Raw genomic sequence first — 18,020 nt, 5'->3', positions numbered from 1 at the left:
ACTGGATCGTCGGATCCAGGCGGGCAAGGTTCCCTCAGGGGGAAACCGTCAGGTCGGTATGAGTTCGATGACTTGACGGAACGTCAGCCCAACGCCCGGGCAATTGCTCGGGCGTTTCTTTTCCCGCCCATTATCGTTTCGTTATTTGTCACGCTTTCCATGGAGCCGATCCCGACGATGCTACCTGGGGCTTTCCCCCGGTCAGGCTCATCTCCCTGGAAGGACATGTTGTTTATCTTGTTTACGAGGAAACTGTCGTCATGCTGGACGCTAACCTGAAGAATCAGCTAAAGACTTATCTGGAAAAGGTGACTCAGCCATTCGAGATCGTTGCGTCCCTCGATGATGGCGACAAGTCACGTGAACTGCATGGTTTGCTGGAAGACATCGCTAGTCTGAGCGACAAGATCACATTCAAGAGCGATGGGCAGAATGAGCGCACCCCATCGTTTGCCCTGAACCGTCCGGGTGAGGAAACCGGCCTGGTATTCGCCGGGATTCCGATGGGGCATGAGTTCACTTCGCTGGTACTGGCTCTGCTGCAGGTCGGCGGACATCCGCCCAAGGTCTCGGATGAGGTAATCGAGCAGATCCGCTCCCTCGAGGGCGAGCTGCAGTTCGAGACCTATTATTCCCTGTCGTGCCAGAACTGCCCGGACGTGGTCCAGGCGCTAAACCTGATGACGGTACTCAACCCCAGCATTCGCCATACCGCCATCGATGGCGCGCTGTTTCAGGATGAAGTGGAAGCACGTGAAATCATGTCGGTGCCGAGCATCTACCTCAATGGTAAGCCGTTCGATCAGGGCCGTATGACCCTCGAGCAGATCCTGGCCAAGGTCGACACCGGTGCCGCCGACCGCGACGCCAAGAAGCTCAACGACAAGGCCGCTTTCGATACTCTAGTGATCGGCGGTGGTCCCGCCGGTGCCGCTGCCGCCATTTATTCGGCACGCAAGGGCATCAACACCGGTATCGCCGCGGAGCGCTTTGGCGGCCAGGTTTCCGACACCATGGGTATCGAAAACTTCATTTCGGTAACCCACACCGAAGGTCCGAAGCTCGTCAGTGCCCTTGAAGAACACGTCAAGGATTACGATGTCGACGTGATGAACCTGCAAATGGCCACCTCGTTCAAGGCCGCGGAAAACGAAGGCGGCCTGCACGAAATCACCTTCGAATCCGGCGCCAAGCTCAAGAGCAAGACGCTGGTGCTGGCAACCGGTGCCCGCTGGCGCGAGATGAACGTGCCCGGCGAACAGGAGTACCGCAACAAGGGGGTTGCCTACTGCCCGCACTGCGATGGCCCGCTGTTCAAGGGCAAGCGCGTGGCGGTCATCGGCGGCGGCAACTCGGGCGTCGAAGCGGCGATCGACCTGGCCGGTATCGTCGGTCACGTCACGCTGGTCGAGTTCATGGGCGAAATGCGCGCCGATGCGGTGCTGCAGAAGAAGCTCAAGAGCCTGCCGAATGTCGATATCATTCTCAATGCGCAGACCACCGAAGTCACCGGAGACGGCAGTCGCGTCAACGGCTTGAACTACAAGGACCGCAATACCGATGAGCTCAAGAGTGTTGCGCTGGAAGGTATCTTCGTCCAGATCGGCCTGGTGCCCAATACCGAGTGGCTGAAAGGCTCACCGATCGAGATGTCACCCCGCGGCGAGATCATCGTCGATGCTCATGGCATGACCTCGGTGCCCGGTGTGTTCGCGGCAGGCGACGTGACCACGGTGCCCTACAAGCAGATCATCATCGCCATGGGCGAAGGTGCCAAGGCATCGCTGGGCGCTTTCGATTACCTGATTCGCAACTAGAAAAACTAACGCCGTATAATAAAGACCGTGACCCACGCCCGCTTCCAGCGGGCGTTCTTGTTGCGGGTTAGTCGCCACGTTTCCAATAATTCATGGTGGTAGGGCGCTTCAGCGCGCGAGATTTTATTGGCGTTTATGGCTGGGCGCATACCGGGCAAGCGGGATCGCGCGGGACCTGGAAATGCCGCCACTGGCCGCGCAAGCCGTCAAAAGTGGAAAGCCCTTGATGGACCTGTCCCGCTCCGCTGAGCAACTTGAGCGCCTCAAGCGCCTGGAAGCAGCCGATCACCCCGACCAGCGGCGCGATGACGCCACTTTCCGCGCAGCTCAAGGCTTCGTCACCGACATCATCCGGTGGATACAGGCAAGCATAGCAAGGGGCCTGGGGCTGGCGGGGATCGAATACAGCCAATTGCCCGGAAAAACGAATCGCCGCTCCCGACACCAGCGGCTTGCCCGCTTCGCGACAGGCGGCGTTGATGGCGTAACGGCTGGAAAACCGGTCGGTGCAATCCAGCACCACATCGGCCGCGCTCACGGCATGTCTCAGGCTTTCCCCTTCAAGGCGCTCAGCCACGGCAGTGACATGGCAATCGGGATTCAACTCGCTTGCCGCCATGACAGCGGAATCGGCCTTGTTGGCGCCCAGATCCAACTGGCGGTGGGCGATCTGGCGTTGCAGATTGGATATCTCGACGCTGTCCGCGTCGGCAATGGTCAACCGCCCCACACCCGCCGCCGCCAGGTAGAGCGCCACCGGCGACCCCAGCCCACCGGCTCCGATGACCAGTGCATGGGCGGCCAGCAAGCGCTCCTGGCCCTCGATATCAACTTCGGGCAACACGATCTGGCGGCTATACCGCAACAGCGCTTGATCATCCATGGGCAACCTCACTTGTCGTCGAAATCCTCGAACTCCGGCACGTGCAAGGCAAAGCTCTCCTTGACCTCTTCCATGACCACGTAACTCTTGGATTCCTTGACGCCGGGAAGGGTCAGCACCACATCGCCGAGCAGCTGCCGGTACGCGGACATCTCGGGGATGCGACACTTGAGAATGTAGTCGAACTGGCCGGATACCAGATGACATTCCAGAATCTGCGGCAAGCTCTCCACCGCCCGGCGGAACTCGTCGAACACCGCGGGAGACTGCGTCTCCAGGCTGATTTCCACGAATACCAGCAGGTTGGCCTTCAGTGCCCGCGGGTCGAGCAGAGCCTGGTAGCCGCGGATGATACCGGCACGCTCGAGTCGCTTGACTCGCTCCAGACAGGGCGTGGTGGAGAGCCCGACTTCGGCGGCCAGGTCCACGTAGGAAATTCGCGCATTCTCCTGGAGGCAGCGCAGGATACTCAGATCAATACGGTCCAGCGTTCTATTTTTGGATTTCATGGCGGGATCCATCGGATAAGTCATCAGGTAGGGGTTGGACACCAATGCCCCATGGTTACACGGGCGTGGCCCCCCAGGTCATGACGGCTACTGATGTGACGATACCCCGCTTCTTCCAGCGCTTTTTGCACCAGCGCTGCCTGAGTATGGCCGTGCTCCAGCAATAACCAACCGCCAGGCACGAGGAAACGGGGCGTCGCCTCGATCAGATAGTACAGGTCGGCAAGGCCCGCCTCGGCAGCCACCAGGGCGGACGCCGGCTCGAAACGCACATCGCCTTGCTTCAGGTGCGGATCATCCGCGGCAATATAAGGCGGATTGCTGACCACAAGGTCGAATTCTTCGGCGGCGAGCGAGGAGAACCAGTCGCTGCACTGGAACGTGGCATTGCTCAACCCCAGACGCTGGGCATTGCGCTGAGCCAGGGCCGCCGCCGTCTGGCGGACATCCACCCCCAGCACTTGCCACGCCGGGCGCTCGCTGGCAAACGCCAGCGCGATCGCTCCGGTGCCGGTTCCCAGGTCCAGTAGCCGCCCCTGGTCGGTGGCGGCATGGGCCAGGGCCGCTTCCACCAAGGTTTCGGTATCGGGACGCGGGATCAGGGTGTCGGGGCTGGTTTCCAGGCGCAGGCCCCAGAACTCACGCTCACCGACCAGATAGGCAACCGGCATGCCTTGGGCGCGGGCGGCGACAAGCGCCTCGAAACGCGCCCATCGCCAGCGCTCGCACTCCCTGTCGCCCCAGGTATAGAGCCAGGTTCGCGAGCAACCGAGCACATGACACAACAGCACTTCCGCATCCAGCCTGGGGCTGGCGGAACCCGCCTGCGTCAAGCGGCTACCGGCCTGTAGCAGCAGATCGTCCAGGGTCATCCGGCATCCTGCAGGGCGGCCAGCTGTTCGGCCTGGTACTCGTGGATCAACGGGTCGATCACGTCGTCCAGCTGCTCCCCGCTTACCACCTCGGCAAGCTTGTAGAGCGTCAGGTTGATGCGATGGTCGGTGATGCGCCCCTGGGGAAAATTATAGGTACGGATGCGTTCGCTGCGATCCCCCGAACCCACCAGGGAGCGACGGGTATCGGCCTGAGCTTGCTGCTGGGAGGCCTGGGCCGACTGCTTGAGCTTGGCTGCCAGCAGCGACATCGCCTTGGCGCGGTTCTTGTGCTGGCTGCGCTCTTCCTGACACTCCACTACCACGCCGGTGGGAAGGTGGGTGATGCGAATGGCGGAATCGGTGGTATTGACGTGCTGACCGCCCGCGCCGCTGGAACGATAGGTGTCGACCCTCAGGTCGGAAGGGTTGATATCGATATCGCCTACATCGTCCACTTCGGGCATTACCGCCACGGTACACGCCGAGGTATGGATGCGCCCCTGGGACTCGGTAGCGGGGACACGCTGGACACGATGCGCGCCGGACTCGAACTTCAGGTGCGCATAGACGTTGTCGCCCTTGACCCGGGAGATGATCTCTTTATAACCGCCCTGCTCACCGTGGCTGGCACTGATGACCTCGACCTTCCAGCCCCGCTTTTCGGCGTAGCGGGAGTACATGCGGAACAGGTCGCCAGCGAACAGCGCCGCCTCGTCGCCTCCGGTACCCGCTCGAACCTCGAGGAACACGCCACGGCCGTCGTCAGGGTCCTTGGGAACCAGCAGGCGCTTGAGTTCGGTTTCCAACTGCTCGAGCCTTTCGCGGCCTTCGACGAGCTCCATTTCGGCCAGCTCGCGCATGTCGGCGTCGCTGTCGTGGCTCAGCTGCTCGGCAGCCTGCATGTCCGCTTCGGTGTCACGAAACTGCACCCAGGCATTGACCAGGTCCTCGAGTTCGGCGTACTCCCGAGAATAATCGCGAAAACGGCGCTGGTCGTTGATCACTTCGGGCTCGGACAGCAACAAGGCAAGTTCTTCGAAGCGTTCACTAAAGGTATCAAGACGCTGACGCAACGTGGCTTTCATGCAGACGTATTATCCTTGTGACGGGAGGCGATGGCGGGAGCCTCGGTGGAAAGCAATAGCCGGGAGGCGGCATCCAGCAGCTCATGCTGCTCGCGGGAGGCGGCATCGCGTATGGCCTGTGTCGGCTGATGCAGTAGACGATTGGTCAACTGGTGCGCCAACAGAGCGATGACCTCCTGGGGGTCGTCACCGCGTGCCAAGCGCTCCAAGGCCTGCTGCCGCGACAGGTCGCGCAGCGCTTCGCCATGGCGGCGGTAATCGCGGATCAGCTCGCCGCCATTACGAATGCGGCGTTCGTGCTGCCAGCTACCGACTCCGTGTTCGATCAGGGTTTCCGCCTGGTCGGCGGCGACCTGGCGGTGCCGACGGTTCTCCTGGATCACCTCTTCCAGGTCGTCCACCGTATACAGGAAGACGTCGGCAAGCTCCCCGACTTCCGGTTCGATATCCCGGGGCACGGCGATATCCACCATGAATACCGGACGGTGCCGGCGTTTCTTCAGGGCGCGCTCCACCATGCCCTTGCCCAGAATCGGCAAGGGGGCGGCGGTGGAGGAAATGATGATGTCCGCCCGCTCCAGCGCCTCGGGGATCTCCTCCAGGGTGATGGCTTCACCACCCAGCTCGGCGGAGATGCGCTCGGCCCGTTCACGGGTGCGGTTGGCGACGGTCAACTGTCGAACCCCCGCCTGGTGCAGGTGACGCGCCACCAGCTCGATCGTCTCACCCGCCCCGATCAGCAAGGCCCGGGAGCGCGAGAAGTCATCGAAGATACGGCTGGCCAGGCTGACCGCGGCATAGGCGACCGAGACAGGGTTCTTGCCGATTCCGGTCTCGGTGCGCACCTGTTTGGCGACGGCGAAAGTATGCTGGAAAAGGCGTTCCAGCTCGCCCCCCAGGCCCTGGGCCTTGCGCGCCTGCTGATACGCGTCCTTCAACTGGCCGAGAATCTGGGGTTCGCCCAGCACCATGGAATCCAGACCCACCGCAACCCGCATCAGGTGACGCGCGGCATCGTTGTCCAGATAATGGTAGGCACAGCGAGCCAGGTCCTCGACACGCAGGTTGTGAAAATTTCCCAACCAATCGAGCACGGTCTGTTCGCCGGCGGCATCGGTCACGCAATAAAGCTCGGTACGGTTGCAGGTGGATAGCACCGCCGCCTCGCTGATTTGCGGCAGGCCACGCAGCTCGGTCAGCGCACTCTCCAATTGGGTTGGAGAAAATGCGACCTTTTCGCGTACCGCGACGGTCGCGGTACGATGATTGATTCCCAAGGCAAGAAGCGTCATGCGGTATGCGTCTTCGCTAGTGTTCGGGGCTTTGCGTGCTTACAAGATGCTTGCTGACAGGCAAGCGTGTTATGGCATGCCGCCTTTGGCAACAAATTCAGCAGTTCACGGCCTTCTTCAAGGTGACGTATTCTATCACAGCCAACCCGCGACAGGCGCACACGACTTTGCCCCGAGCAGGCAAGCCGCTATGCTGAGCATTCGGCAACCCGAGAGAGACGCATGCCATCACGTTTGAAAGTGCTGCACCGTATTTTTCCTCTGTCCGCCGCGACACTGTTGATCGCCGGCTGCCAGAGCCTGGTGCCTGACCCGCGGGTTTTTTCCCCAGACGACGACCCCCTGCGCTCGGCTCCTCCCATCACTCGGGGGTTGGATGCTGAAGGGCTAAGCACCCTGTTGGGCGCGGAACTGGCCGGCCAGCGCGGCGATTATGACCATGCCTCACGCGGCTACCTGAAAGCCTCACAGCGCTACGCCGACGTAGGGCTAGCCGAGCGCGCCACCTTGGCGGCACGTTTTGGCAACAACCCGCGCCTGCTGGAGGAAGCGATCTTGCGCTGGCGGGAAATGGCGCCTCATGACGAAACTCCGCTGCGCTTGCTGGCGGCTTTATCGCTTCAGCGTGGCGATTGGCGGGAGAGCCTGCAACAGCGCCTGGCAATCGCCGAACGCGGCGGTAACGGCGATGTCACCAGCCTCGCCGAAATGGCGCTGGCCCAGGAGGTCGATCCCAGACCCTTGCTGGAGATGCTGCAAGAGTACCTGGCGCAACCGGACGTTTCTTCTTCGACTCATCATAGCGACGTACTTCTGGCGACCGCACTACTGGAAGCCGCCATCGGCGAAACCGCTTCTGCCGTCCGTCGTCTCGACCAGGTCGCGGCACAGGCCCCGGATCAGCCCGCCTTGTGGCTGACCCGAGCACGCCTGGCGCTGGAAATGCAGGATGCCAATACCGCCAGGCAGGCGGCACAACGGGGGCTGGCACTCGCCCCGGAAGATATCCGCTTCATGCTGCTGCTGGCCCAGGCGGAAATACGCCTGGGCAACCTGAAGGCCGCCGAGGCCCAGACCGATACCATGCTCGCCAGTCATATCGGCGGTCACGACCTGCGCCTGGCGCTGGCCCAACTGTATCTCGAGGAAGGCCATACCGCCCCGGCGCAACGCTTGTTGCAACCGCTACTGGAAGAGGAAAGCACTCCCCCGCTGGGCTTCTATCTGCTAGGTGTCATCGCCCAGGCCGAGGGCGATATCGACGATGCCCTGCTCTTCTATCGCCAGGTGGGAAGCGGTAATGAATTCCTGCCGGCACGCGCCACGGCAGCACGCATGCTGATAGAAAACGATCGCCTGCTCGATGCCCGCGCCTTTTTGCGTATCGAGCGCATGCGTTTTGACGAGCATTTCAGCGACCTGGTCATGCTGGAAGTGCGTCTGCTCGACGAGCTGGACATGCAAGAAACCGCCGATTCTCTCCTCGACCGGGAGCTGGGTCGTACGCCGGACGATGTCGCCCTGCTGTACATGCGCGCCATGCGCAGATGGGAGGCGGGAAATCTCGAGGGCATGGAGCAGGATCTGCGCCGCATCATCGCCAACGATCCCGATAATGCCATGGCTCTCAATGCCCTCGGCTATACACTGATTGACCATCAGGTGCCGGGCCGCCAGGATGAAGCCCTGGAAATGCTCGAGCGCGCCTACGAACTGGAGCCGGAAAACCCGGCGGTGCTGGATAGCCTGGGCTGGGCACACTATCGCCGGGGGGACCCGGAGCAGGCCTTGCCGTGGCTCGAGCGCGCGTATGCCAGGATGCCCGATCAGGAAATCGCCGGCCATCTTGCCGAAGTACTCCATGCCCTGGGCCGTACCGAGCAAGCCCGCGGAATCATTCGCCAGGCGCTCGAGCGGTTCGAGCAGCACCCGGTGATCGATAGGCTGCTCGAGCGCTATCCGCAGTTGGCCCCGGTGGACGACTGACAGCCAGGCCCATGCCAATCCCTGATCCAAACGCGACTTCTCGTTAGCACGACCCGATAGAAAGGAAGGAAGGATCCATGCGCTATTCACGTTTTTCCCGTTTCCTGCTCACCGGCGCCTTGCTTGTCTTGGTTGCCGGTTGCGCCACCCAGGAGCCTGCCGCCGAGGGCGAACGCCAACGCGGCCAGTGGGAAGCGCAGCAGGACGAACTCGCCCAGCTCGATAGCTGGCGACTGGCAGGCAAGGCCGGATTGCGCACCCCCGAGGACTCCACCAGCGCCAATCTCGACTGGAACCAGTATCCCCACTATTTCCGCATGTTGATCAGCGGTCCCTTCGGCGGTGGACGCAGCGTGCTCGAGGGCCGCGAAGGACGCTATTCGCTCACCACCGGTGAGGGGCGTTTCGAAGCCGATACACCCGAGGCTCTCATGGAGGAGCAACTCGGCTGGTCGCTGCCGGTGGAAGCCATGCCCGCCTGGGTGCGCGGCCTGCCTGGCGAGCATGCCACCTATCGACTGGAGAACGACGAACTCGGCTTCCCCAACCACCTGCAACAGGATGGATGGGAAATCGACTACCGTGACTGGGAGCGCGTCCGGGAGCTGTGGCTGCCCCGGCGGATGATCCTCAACTACGGCGACCTACGGGTGACGTTGGTCGTCAACGAATGGCACCTGGAAGCTCAGGCGCGATGAGCCAGCCGCTGGTACTGCCGGCACCGGCCAAGCTGAACCGCATGCTGCACATCACCGGGCGGCGAGCGGACGGGTATCACGAGTTGCAGACGCTGTTTCAGTTTCTCGACCATGGCGACACCTTGACGTTCGAGAGCCGCGATGACAGCGAGCTACGCCTGTCCCCCGCCTTCGCCGACGTGGCCGAACAGGACAACTTGATCATGCGGGCTGCCCGCCTGCTGCAGCAGGCCACGGGAACACGCCTGGGTGCCGACATCCAGATCGAGAAACGCTTGCCCATGGGTGGCGGGCTCGGCGGCGGCAGCTCCAATGCCGCCACCGCCCTGCTCGGCCTGAATCGTCTCTGGGCACTGGGGCTGAGCCTGAAACAACTGGCGGAACTGGGTTTGACCCTGGGCGCCGATGTGCCGGTGTTCGTTCATGGCCACGCTGCCTGGGCCGAAGGGGTCGGCGAGCGGCTGACGCCGGTCACCCTCGATACCCCCTGGTTCGTGGTCATTCACCCCGGTGTAAATGTCGCCACTGGCGCTGTGTTCACGGACCAGCAATTGACACGCGACAGCCGCCCAATTACCATGGCGCGCGCACTGCAGGGGGGAGCGTCCGAGTGGCGCAACGACTGTGAAACCGTGGTCAGGGCTCGCTACCCGCAGGTAGCCGAGGCACTTGACTGGCTGTCCCGCCATGCCGCCAGCATGCTGACCGGCACCGGTGCCTGCGTCTATGCGGCCTTCGATTCCGCGGAATCGGCCGACAGGGTAAGCCGGGCAGCCGAGCAATACTGGCAGGCATTTACGGCACGCGGACTCAACACCTCTCCTCTACATGATGCTTTGGGTGACTGAACGCCCCGGGCTGTCGTTTAAAGTGTATTGCTGGGGTATCGCCAAGTGGTAAGGCAGCGGTTTTTGGTATCGCCATGCGGAGGTTCGAATCCTCCTACCCCAGCCAGCTTGAACAGCAACGGCTTCATGGCCTGTTCCCCCCACGATCCCCAACACTGCTAAGGTGGCTGCGCGTGTCAAAATTGATGGTTTTCGCCGGGAATGCCAACCCCGAACTCGCTCACAAGATTGCCGAGAGCCTGGATAGCCGCATGGGTAATGCCACGGTTGGCCAATTCAGCGACGGCGAGATCGCGGTCGAGATCAACGAGAACGTGCGCGGCAAGGATGTCTTCATCCTGCAGTCCACCTGTGCACCGACCAACGACAACCTGATGGAATTGATCCTCATGGTTGACGCCTTGCGCCGCGCTTCGGCGACGCGAATCACCGCCGTAGTCCCCTACTTCGGTTATGCCCGGCAGGATCGCCGTGTGCGTTCGGCACGGGTACCGATTTCCGCCAAGGTCGTGGCCGACATGATGGTCAAGGCCGGCGTGGACCGGGTCATGACCATGGACCTGCACGCCGACCAGATTCAGGGCTTCTTCGACGTGCCGGTCGATAACGTCTACGGCTCGCCCATCCTGCTGGACGATATCGAGCGGCAGAACTACGACGACCTGGTCGTCGTATCGCCGGATGTGGGTGGCGTGGTTCGCGCCCGCGCCATCGCCAAGCAGCTCAACGCCGATCTGGCGATCATCGACAAGCGTCGCCCGCAGGCCAACCAGGCCCAGGTGATGCACATCATCGGTGAGATCGAAGGGCGTACCTGCGTGGTAGTCGACGACATGATCGATACCGCCGGCACCCTGTGCAAGGCCGGTGAAGCGCTCAAGGACCACGGGGCACATCGCGTCGTGGCCTATGCCACACACCCGATTCTGTCCGGACCGGCGGTGGACAACATCACCAATTCAGTGCTTGACGAAGTGGTGGTGGCCGATACCATACCGCTGTCCGATATCGCTCGGCGCAGCGGCAAGATCCGCCAGCTCAGCGTCGCCGGCCTGATTGCCGAGGCAATTCGCCGGGTCAGCAATGAAGAATCCGTCAGCGCGATGTTCCACTAGTCGCGCCGACACACTCGGCTTCCTGCCAGGAAGCCCCTGAAGGTGTCATCGTCTGGTCGCGGACGATGGCATCTTCTTACTTAAACCAAGAGGCACACTACATGTCTGATTTTACTCTTAACGCCAGCGTTCGTAACGACCTGGGGAAAGGTGCGAGCCGCCGCCTGCGTCGTGCGAACCAACAAGTTCCCGCCGTAATCTACGGTGGAGAAAAGGACGCACAGCCGATTTCCGTCGAAAAGACCGCTTTCTACAAGGCGATCGAAGACGAGTCGTTCTTCTCCTCGGTTATCAAGCTGGTAGTCGACGGCAAGGAAGAGCAGGTCGTGGTGCGTGACCTTCAGCGCCACCCCTACAAGCCGCTGCTGACTCACGCCGACTTCCTGCGTGTCGATGCCACTCACGAGATCAACATCAGCGTACCGCTGCACGTGGTCAATGAAGAGAAGTGCGTGGGCATCAAGGACCAGGGCGGCGAACTGCATGTTCTGGCCAACGAAGTCGCGATCAGCTGTCTGCCGAAGGACCTGCCCGACTACCTGGAAGTCGACATTGCCGCGGTCGAGCTCGGCACCACTCTGCACCTGTCCGACCTGAACTTGCCGGCTGGTGTCACCTCTGTCGACCTGGCTCATGGCGAAGACCACGACAATGCTATCCTCAGCATTACCAAGGTCAAGGTCCGTGCCAGTGACGAGAGCGATACCGAAAGCGGTGAAGGCGAAGAAGGTGCCAGCGCCGAGTAAGTGCTTACCAGGGCCATGCCTGGCATGGCCCTCGTGAACTTCCATCAAGCGCTTCGGCGCTTGTTTTTTTTGCGGGCCTGCCATCGGTGGCAGCCGCCCTTCGGGCCGCCGCTGACGCGACGTCGAAAATTTCTCCTGGAAATTTTTTGGAGGTGAGATCATGAGCCAGGTATCTGCCATTATCGGGCTCGGCAATCCCGGCGCAGAGTATGCCGCCACCCGCCACAATGCCGGCGCCTGGCTGGTCGAAGCCATTGCCCGCAGCGCCCACACCGAGTTACGCCCGGAAAAGAAGTTTCTGGGCCTCTATACCAAGGTCAGTATCGACGGCCACGACGTCCATCTACTCAATCCCACCACGTTCATGAATCGCAGCGGCGCCTCGGTAGCTGCCCTGTGTCAGTTCTTCAAACTGGCGCCGGAACAGATCATGGTGGCCCACGACGAACTCGACCTACCTCCCGGCCAGGCTCGCTACAAGACCGGCGGCGGCCATGGCGGACACAATGGCTTGCGCGACATCATCAGTGCATTGGCCAACCAGAAGCAGTTTCATCGTCTGCGCATCGGCATCGGTCACCCCGGCGACGCCCGCCAGGTCACCAACTACGTGCTCGGCCGGCCCGGCAAGGCAGAACTGAGCGCGATAGAAGACGTGCTTATCGAATGCCTGGCCACCCTGCCCTTAACGCTGAAGGGGGAATGGGCCCAAGCCATGAACCGGCTGCACAGCGTCAAGCCTTGAACTAGAATGGCGCGCACCGCCTTTCATGACGCTTTACTTTCACGCACAGCATTCAGGAACACACCATGGGCTTCAATTGCGGTATCGTCGGCTTGCCTAATGTCGGCAAATCCACCCTTTTCAATGCGCTGACCAAGTCCGGCATCGATGCGGAAAACTTCCCCTTCTGCACCATCGAGCCAAACGTCGGCATCGTACCGATGCCGGACCCGCGCCTGGATGCCCTTGCAGCCATCGTCAAGCCCGAAAAAGTATTGCCCACGACCATGGAGTTCGTCGATATCGCGGGCCTCGTGGCGGGCGCGTCCAAGGGGGAGGGGCTCGGCAACAAGTTTCTCGCCAATATTCGCGAGACCCAGGCGATCGCCCATGTGGTGCGCTGCTTCGATAACGACAACGTGATCCATGTCGCCAACCAGGTCGACCCGCGAGCCGATATCGAGATCATCAACATGGAGCTTGCCCTGGCCGACCTGGACACCGTCGAGCGCGCCATCCAGCGGCTGGTCCGGGTCGCCAAGGGCGGCGACAAGGACGCCATCGCCACCAAGGCGATACTCGAACGAATCCAGCCGCATCTCGCCGAAGGCCTGCCCTTGAGAAGTTTCGGTCTCGACGACGACGAGCAGCGCCATGTCAAGAGCTTCGGTTTTCTCACCCTAAAGCCGACCATGTATATCGCCAACGTCAATGAAGACGGGTTCGATGACAACCCCTACCTCGACGTGGTCAAGGAGATCGCCCAGGCCGAAGACGCCCTGGTAGTGCCGGTATGCAACCAGCTCGAAGCCGAAATCGCCGAACTCGAGGACGAAGAGCGCGCCATGTTCCTGGAGGAGATGGGCATGGACGAGCCAGGACTCGACCGGGTGATCCGTGCAGGCTATTCGCTGCTCGGCCTGCAAACCTATTTCACCGCCGGGGTGAAGGAGGTTCGTGCCTGGACGGTCAAGCAAGGAGCGACGGCCCCGGAAGCCGCAGGCGTCATCCATACCGACTTTCAGAAAGGTTTCATTCGCGCCGAAGTGGTGGCGTACGACGACTTTGTCTCACTCGGTGGTGAACAAGCCGCCAAGGACGCCGGCAAGTGGCGCCTGGAGGGCAAGGATTACATCGTCAAGGATGGCGACGTGGTTCACTTCCGCTTCAACGTGTGACGCTTTGGGTCATGAACGTTGAAAGCCCTTGACGAGACGCGACGTCCTGAGTAATATTCGCCCCCGTTGAATGGCTACGTAGCTCAGCTGGTTAGAGCACATCACTCATAATGATGGGGTCCCCTGTTCAAATCAGGGCGTAGCCACCAGAACACGAAACCCCGCTGATCCGTCAGCGGGGTTTTTGTTTGGCCGCCTGGCGGCCGAGGCAGGTTCAGCAGAGATGGACGCGATTCAGAAAAGCGGTCAGCGCCCGGGTCATGTGGGCTACATCCCGGCTTCCGGCGGTTTCGCGGATGGAGTGCATGGCCCACTGGGCAACGCCCACATCCACCGTCGGCACGCCCACTTCCGAGGCGGTAATCGGGCCGATGGTGCTGCCGCACCCCATGTCCGCCCGGGTCACGAAGGTTTGTACCGGCACTCCCGCGCTACGACATACATCCTTGAACAAGGCCGAAGTCGTGCTGTTGGTGGCATAGCGCTGGTTGGCGTTGATCTTGATCACCGGCCCGCCATTGATCGCTGGCCCATGCTCGGCATCGTATTTGTCGGTGAAATTGGGGTGCAGGGCATGGGCGTTGTCGCATGAGATCATGCATGACGACTGGATAAGGCGAACTAACGTCTCTTCTGTACCGTCGCTCAACTGAGCGCTCACCCGCTTCAATACGTCCATCAGGAAGGGCCCCTGAGCGCCGCAGGCACTCGCACTACCCACTTCCTCATGGTCGTTGGCTACCAGCAGGGCTCCCTGGGTGCCGTCGCTGTCAAGCAGGGCTTCCAGGCCGATGAAGCACGACAGCAGGTTATCCAGGCGCGCGCTGGCCACCAGCTCGCGTTCGAGGCCGACCAGGGCGGGCGGCTGAAGATCGTAGAAGCCCAGCTCGAAGTCCATCACCTCGATATCGGACAAACCATGCTGCTCGTTCAGCCATGTCTGCAACAGGGGCTCGAGCTCGGCCTGGCGGGACTGCATGATTACCGGCGCCATCTGGGTCTGGGGATTGATCGCCCGACCGGCATTCACCTCGCGGTCCAGATGAATGGCCAGGCTGGGCACCATGGCGATCGGCTCGGCCACGTTGAGCAGAATGCCTTCGAGACGCCCGTCGGCATGACGCACATGGACACGCCCAGCCAGACCCAGGTCACGGTCGAACCAGGGGCCGAGCAAGGCTCCCCCGTAGACTTCGATGCCCAGTTGCAGCCAGCCTGCCGAGTGCTTGGCGGCGTTGGGCTTGAGGCGTAAACCCGGGCTATCGGTATGCGCTCCCAGCATGCGCAGCGATTTCAGCTCGTCTTGAGGCAGTTGCAAGGCGATGATCGAGGAGTCATTGCGGGTAACGTAAACACGATCCCCCGGCGATAGCTGCCATGCGGCGGTTTCCTCCAAGCGACGAAAGCCCGCACTCTCCAATCGTCCGGCCATATTGGCCGTGGCGTGCCAGGGCGTTGGTGAATCCCGCAGGAAATCACACAAGCGGGCGAGCAAGGCGGTATCTACATCCGCGGACATGGGAATCCTCTTTATGGCAGTGAATGAGTTATGGCAATGATTGAGTCTCGGCCGTGCAGACGACCTGCTACAATGGCCGTCGGTCCACGCAACTCTTGGGCCGGATGCGGGTCTAGGAACGCATGAGTGTACACAAATCCGGAGAGCTTGACTGATGAGCCTGTTTGCAACGCTTTCGCGCTCGGTTGCGTTTACCTTGGCGCTGACGATCGCCAGCCCGCTGGCATTCGCCCAGCTGGAGCCGACCGACGCCCAACGCCAGGTGACCACCGAAATAGCCGATTCATTGCGCTATGGCCACTATGCGGATGTCGAGTTCGACGAGCAATGGTCGCGAGAGGCCTTCGCTCGTTATCTGGATATCCTGGACGGCCAGCGCGCTTATTTTCTGCGGCGTGATATCGAGGAATTCCAGGACATGGAAACTCAACTCGAGCACGTCATTTTCGAAGGCAACCTCGACCGGGTCTTCGCCCTCTACCAACGCCTGAACGACCGAACGGAAGCCCGCCTCGAGTGGTTGCTGGCCAAGCTGGACGAAGGGCTGGACTTCGAGTACGACAGCAACATGCGCCTGGAGCTCGATCGAGAGGAGTTCCCCTGGGCTACGCGGGAAAGCGAGCTGGACGAGTTATGGTTCAAGCGGCTGAAGAATGCCGCCCTGACCCTGTCACTTTCCGGTCAGGACGAAGAGGAAATCGAGAAAAACCTGCGTCAGCGCTATGAGGGCCAGCTATCTCAGGTTCGTCAGACCGAAGCCGAGGATGTGTTCGGGCTGTTCATGGCGGCCGTTTCCGGCACTATCGACCCTCATACCGGCTACCTCTCCCCTCGCCAGGGGGAGTCCTTCGATATCCAGATGAGTCTTTCGCTGGAAGGCATCGGTGCCCTGCTTCAGGGAGACGGTGAATACGTCAAGGTATCGAGCCTGGTGCCCGGCGGCCCTGCAGAACGCGCCGGCGTGCTGGAGCCCGCCGATCGAATCGTGGCAGTGGGGCAGGAAGACGGCGAAATGGTCAATGTCGTGGGCATGCGCCTGGACAACGTGGTGGATCTGATTCGTGGCCCCAAAGGCTCGGTGGTTCGACTCGATGTGGTCCCTGCGCAAGCCATGGACATGACCCGCTCGCAAACCGTCGAAATCACCCGTGATACCGTCGATCTGGAAGACCAGGCGGCACAGGGCGAAGTCGTGGAAATCGAACGCGATGGCAAAACACACCGCCTCGGCGTGGTCACCATTCCTACTTTCTATGTGGATTTCGATGCCTGGCAAGCCGGCGAAGACGACTACCGCAGTACCACTCGCGATGTGGCGCGTGAAGTCGAGCGGCTCAAGGAAGAAGGCGTGGAAGGCATCGTGCTGGACCTGCGCAATAACGGTGGCGGTGCCCTGCAGGAAGCAAATTCTCTGATCGGCTTGTTCATCGACCGGGGGCCGACGGTACAGGTCCGCGACGCCCAGGGCCGGATCAACCTCTATGGCGATAGCGAAAGCGGCACCCTGTACGACGGTCCGCTGGGCGTGCTGGTCAACCGACTTTCCGCTTCCGCCTCGGAGATCTTCGCCGGAGCGATTCAGGACTACGGTCGTGGCCTGGTACTGGGGACCCCCACCTTCGGCAAGGGGACCGTACAGACACTCAACGAACTGAGTCATGGCCAGATCAAACTGACCCGTGCCAAGTTCTACCGTATTTCCGGCGAGAGCACTCAGCATCGGGGCGTGGAGCCGGATATCACCTATCCCAGCCTCGTCGACCCCGAGCGCATCGGCGAAAGCAGCCTGGATAACGCCCTCATCTGGGACACCGTGCAGAACGTTCAGTATCGCCGTTACGACGAACCGGAAGCCGTGCTACCGTCCTTGATCCGTCGCCATGAAGAGCGCATAAAGCAAGAACCCAACTTCCTCTATCTGGAACGCCAATCCGAACTTGCTCGCCAGTTGCGTGAACAACATACCAGCGTCAGCCTCAATCGAGACCTGCGTCAGCGTGAGATGGAAGCTCAGGAGGCCGAGCAGCTCTCGCTGGAGAACCAACGCCGCCGGGCGCTTGGCCTGGAGCTTCTCGAAGATTGGAGCGATGCCCGGGCAAACAATACGGGAGAGGACAATGGTGAATCTCAACCCGAGGATGAACCCGTGGAACGCGCCCAGGTGATCGAGTCGGCGGAAATCCTGCTCGATTACACCCAGCTGCTCCAGGCACAACAGATGGCCGGACGCCAGTAATTCACCACCCTTGCAGGACCCGTGGCGCTGCCACGGGTCCTGTTTCTTCAACGATGATTTACCCACACAGTGCCTACGGCAGACACGACAAGAGACAGGCATCTGCCTGTTTAGACGGGATAAGACCAGGATGTTCAAAAGCTATAAGTCAAAAGCTATAGATAACTTGATATGAGGTAACGACGAGAGGATCAGAAGGAATAACGCTAAAGCGTTAAATGCAGCTGGCTCCCCGAGCAGGACTCGAACCTGCGACCCAATGATTAACAGTCATTTGCTCTACCAACTGAGCTATCGGGGAACATGAAAGCTTACAGGATGAAGCCAATCCATTACCCGATGCACACTTGCCTGACTCGGCGCGGAAACGGGAAACGCTATTGGCGATGATTGGCTCCTCGAGCAGGACTCGAACCTGCGACCCAATGATTAACAGTCATTTGCTCTACCAACTGAGCTATCGAGGAACTACATCATACGATTTCTGCTGCGGTACTTGACGGCGTTTG

The 18,020-nt window shown here is 61.1% G+C and carries 15 protein-coding genes and 4 tRNA genes; 11 read left to right on the top strand and 8 right to left on the bottom strand.

Annotated elements, in window-relative coordinates; genetic code table 11:
• The first annotated feature begins 260 nt into the window (after positions 1–260).
• A complete protein-coding gene (gene ahpF, locus R5M92_RS02285) occupies positions 261–1,817 on the top strand; it encodes an alkyl hydroperoxide reductase subunit F (protein ID WP_346797530.1) in 1,557 nt (518 codons plus the stop codon).
• A 133-nt stretch (positions 1,818–1,950) separates the two neighbouring features.
• On the opposite strand, the gene R5M92_RS02280 is transcribed toward ahpF, so the two are convergent.
• From R5M92_RS02280 to hemA, 5 genes are read right to left on the bottom strand one after another with little or no spacing between them, the layout of a single operon-like run.
• Positions 1,951–2,700 carry a molybdopterin-synthase adenylyltransferase MoeB gene (locus R5M92_RS02280; protein ID WP_346797529.1) on the bottom strand — a complete coding sequence of 250 codons (750 nt, stop codon included), beginning with the start codon at positions 2,698–2,700 and terminating at the stop codon, positions 1,951–1,953.
• Positions 2,701–2,708: 8 nt separating this feature from the next.
• Positions 2,709–3,209 carry an Lrp/AsnC ligand binding domain-containing protein gene (locus tag R5M92_RS02275; RefSeq protein ID WP_346797528.1) on the bottom strand — a complete coding sequence of 167 codons (501 nt, stop codon included), beginning with the start codon at positions 3,207–3,209 and terminating at the stop codon, positions 2,709–2,711.
• A 23-nt stretch (positions 3,210–3,232) separates the two neighbouring features.
• Complete coding sequence (gene prmC / locus R5M92_RS02270) at positions 3,233–4,081, bottom strand: peptide chain release factor N(5)-glutamine methyltransferase (protein ID WP_346797527.1); 849 nt, start codon at positions 4,079–4,081, stop codon at positions 3,233–3,235.
• Positions 4,078–5,169 (bottom strand): peptide chain release factor 1, encoded by a 1,092-nt coding sequence (gene prfA / locus R5M92_RS02265; protein WP_346797526.1) that lies wholly within the window; start codon positions 5,167–5,169, stop codon positions 4,078–4,080. The genes prmC and prfA overlap by 4 nt, the downstream gene beginning before the upstream one ends.
• The gene (hemA, locus tag R5M92_RS02260; protein WP_346797525.1) at positions 5,166–6,461 is read right to left on the bottom strand and encodes a glutamyl-tRNA reductase; all 1,296 of its coding nucleotides are present in this window, start codon (positions 6,459–6,461) and stop codon (positions 5,166–5,168) included. Before hemA ends, prfA begins: the two co-directional genes overlap by 4 nt.
• Before the next feature lie 222 nt (positions 6,462–6,683).
• On the opposite strand from hemA, the gene R5M92_RS02255 reads away from it, so the two are divergent.
• The 9 genes from R5M92_RS02255 to R5M92_RS02215 all read left to right on the top strand — a co-directional run bounded on the left by R5M92_RS02255 (position 6,684) and on the right by R5M92_RS02215 (position 13,905).
• The gene (locus tag R5M92_RS02255; RefSeq protein ID WP_346797524.1) at positions 6,684–8,447 is read left to right on the top strand and encodes a tetratricopeptide repeat protein; all 1,764 of its coding nucleotides are present in this window, start codon (positions 6,684–6,686) and stop codon (positions 8,445–8,447) included.
• Between the two features lie 77 nt (positions 8,448–8,524).
• Positions 8,525–9,145, top strand: coding sequence for a lipoprotein insertase outer membrane protein LolB (gene lolB, locus R5M92_RS02250; protein ID WP_346797523.1), 621 nt, complete (start codon positions 8,525–8,527; stop codon positions 9,143–9,145).
• On the top strand, positions 9,142–9,993 hold the full coding sequence (gene ispE, locus R5M92_RS02245; protein ID WP_346797522.1) for a 4-(cytidine 5'-diphospho)-2-C-methyl-D-erythritol kinase: 852 nt from the start codon (positions 9,142–9,144) through the stop codon (positions 9,991–9,993). Before lolB ends, ispE begins: the two co-directional genes overlap by 4 nt.
• A 31-nt stretch (positions 9,994–10,024) precedes the next feature.
• Positions 10,025–10,099: transfer RNA gene (locus tag R5M92_RS02240), tRNA-Gln, on the top strand.
• A gap of 67 nt (positions 10,100–10,166) precedes the next feature.
• Positions 10,167–11,108, top strand: a complete 942-nt coding sequence (locus tag R5M92_RS02235) for a ribose-phosphate pyrophosphokinase (RefSeq protein ID WP_346797521.1) — start codon at positions 10,167–10,169, stop codon at positions 11,106–11,108.
• Between the two features lie 101 nt (positions 11,109–11,209).
• Entirely contained in the window at positions 11,210–11,854 is a 645-nt protein-coding gene (locus R5M92_RS02230) for a 50S ribosomal protein L25/general stress protein Ctc (RefSeq protein WP_346797520.1), read from the top strand.
• Positions 11,855–12,014: 160 nt separating this feature from the next.
• The gene (pth, locus tag R5M92_RS02225; RefSeq protein WP_346797518.1) at positions 12,015–12,599 is read left to right on the top strand and encodes an aminoacyl-tRNA hydrolase; all 585 of its coding nucleotides are present in this window, start codon (positions 12,015–12,017) and stop codon (positions 12,597–12,599) included.
• A gap of 65 nt (positions 12,600–12,664) precedes the next feature.
• Positions 12,665–13,756, top strand: a complete 1,092-nt coding sequence (ychF, locus tag R5M92_RS02220) for a redox-regulated ATPase YchF (RefSeq protein WP_346797516.1) — start codon at positions 12,665–12,667, stop codon at positions 13,754–13,756.
• A gap of 72 nt (positions 13,757–13,828) precedes the next feature.
• Positions 13,829–13,905: transfer RNA gene (locus R5M92_RS02215), tRNA-Met, on the top strand.
• Positions 13,906–13,970: 65 nt separating this feature from the next.
• Here R5M92_RS02215 and R5M92_RS02210 read toward each other — a convergent pair.
• Entirely contained in the window at positions 13,971–15,275 is a 1,305-nt protein-coding gene (locus tag R5M92_RS02210; RefSeq protein WP_346797514.1) for a M18 family aminopeptidase, read from the bottom strand.
• Positions 15,276–15,429: 154 nt separating this feature from the next.
• On the opposite strand from R5M92_RS02210, the gene R5M92_RS02205 reads away from it, so the two are divergent.
• Positions 15,430–17,511, top strand: coding sequence for a carboxy terminal-processing peptidase (locus tag R5M92_RS02205; protein WP_346797512.1), 2,082 nt, complete (start codon positions 15,430–15,432; stop codon positions 17,509–17,511).
• 225 nt (positions 17,512–17,736) lie between these two features.
• Here R5M92_RS02205 and R5M92_RS02200 read toward each other — a convergent pair.
• Positions 17,737–17,812: transfer RNA gene (locus R5M92_RS02200), tRNA-Asn, on the bottom strand.
• Positions 17,813–17,902: 90 nt separating this feature from the next.
• Positions 17,903–17,978 (bottom strand) — tRNA-Asn (locus R5M92_RS02195).
• Positions 17,979–18,020 lie beyond the last annotated feature (42 nt).

Source organism: Halomonas sp. Bachu 37, from assembly GCF_039691755.1.
Lineage (GTDB): Bacteria > Pseudomonadota > Gammaproteobacteria > Pseudomonadales > Halomonadaceae > Vreelandella > Vreelandella kashgarensis.
Note: the sequence above shows the minus strand (reverse complement) of the source record. Positions and strands in the feature narration are given on the sequence as shown.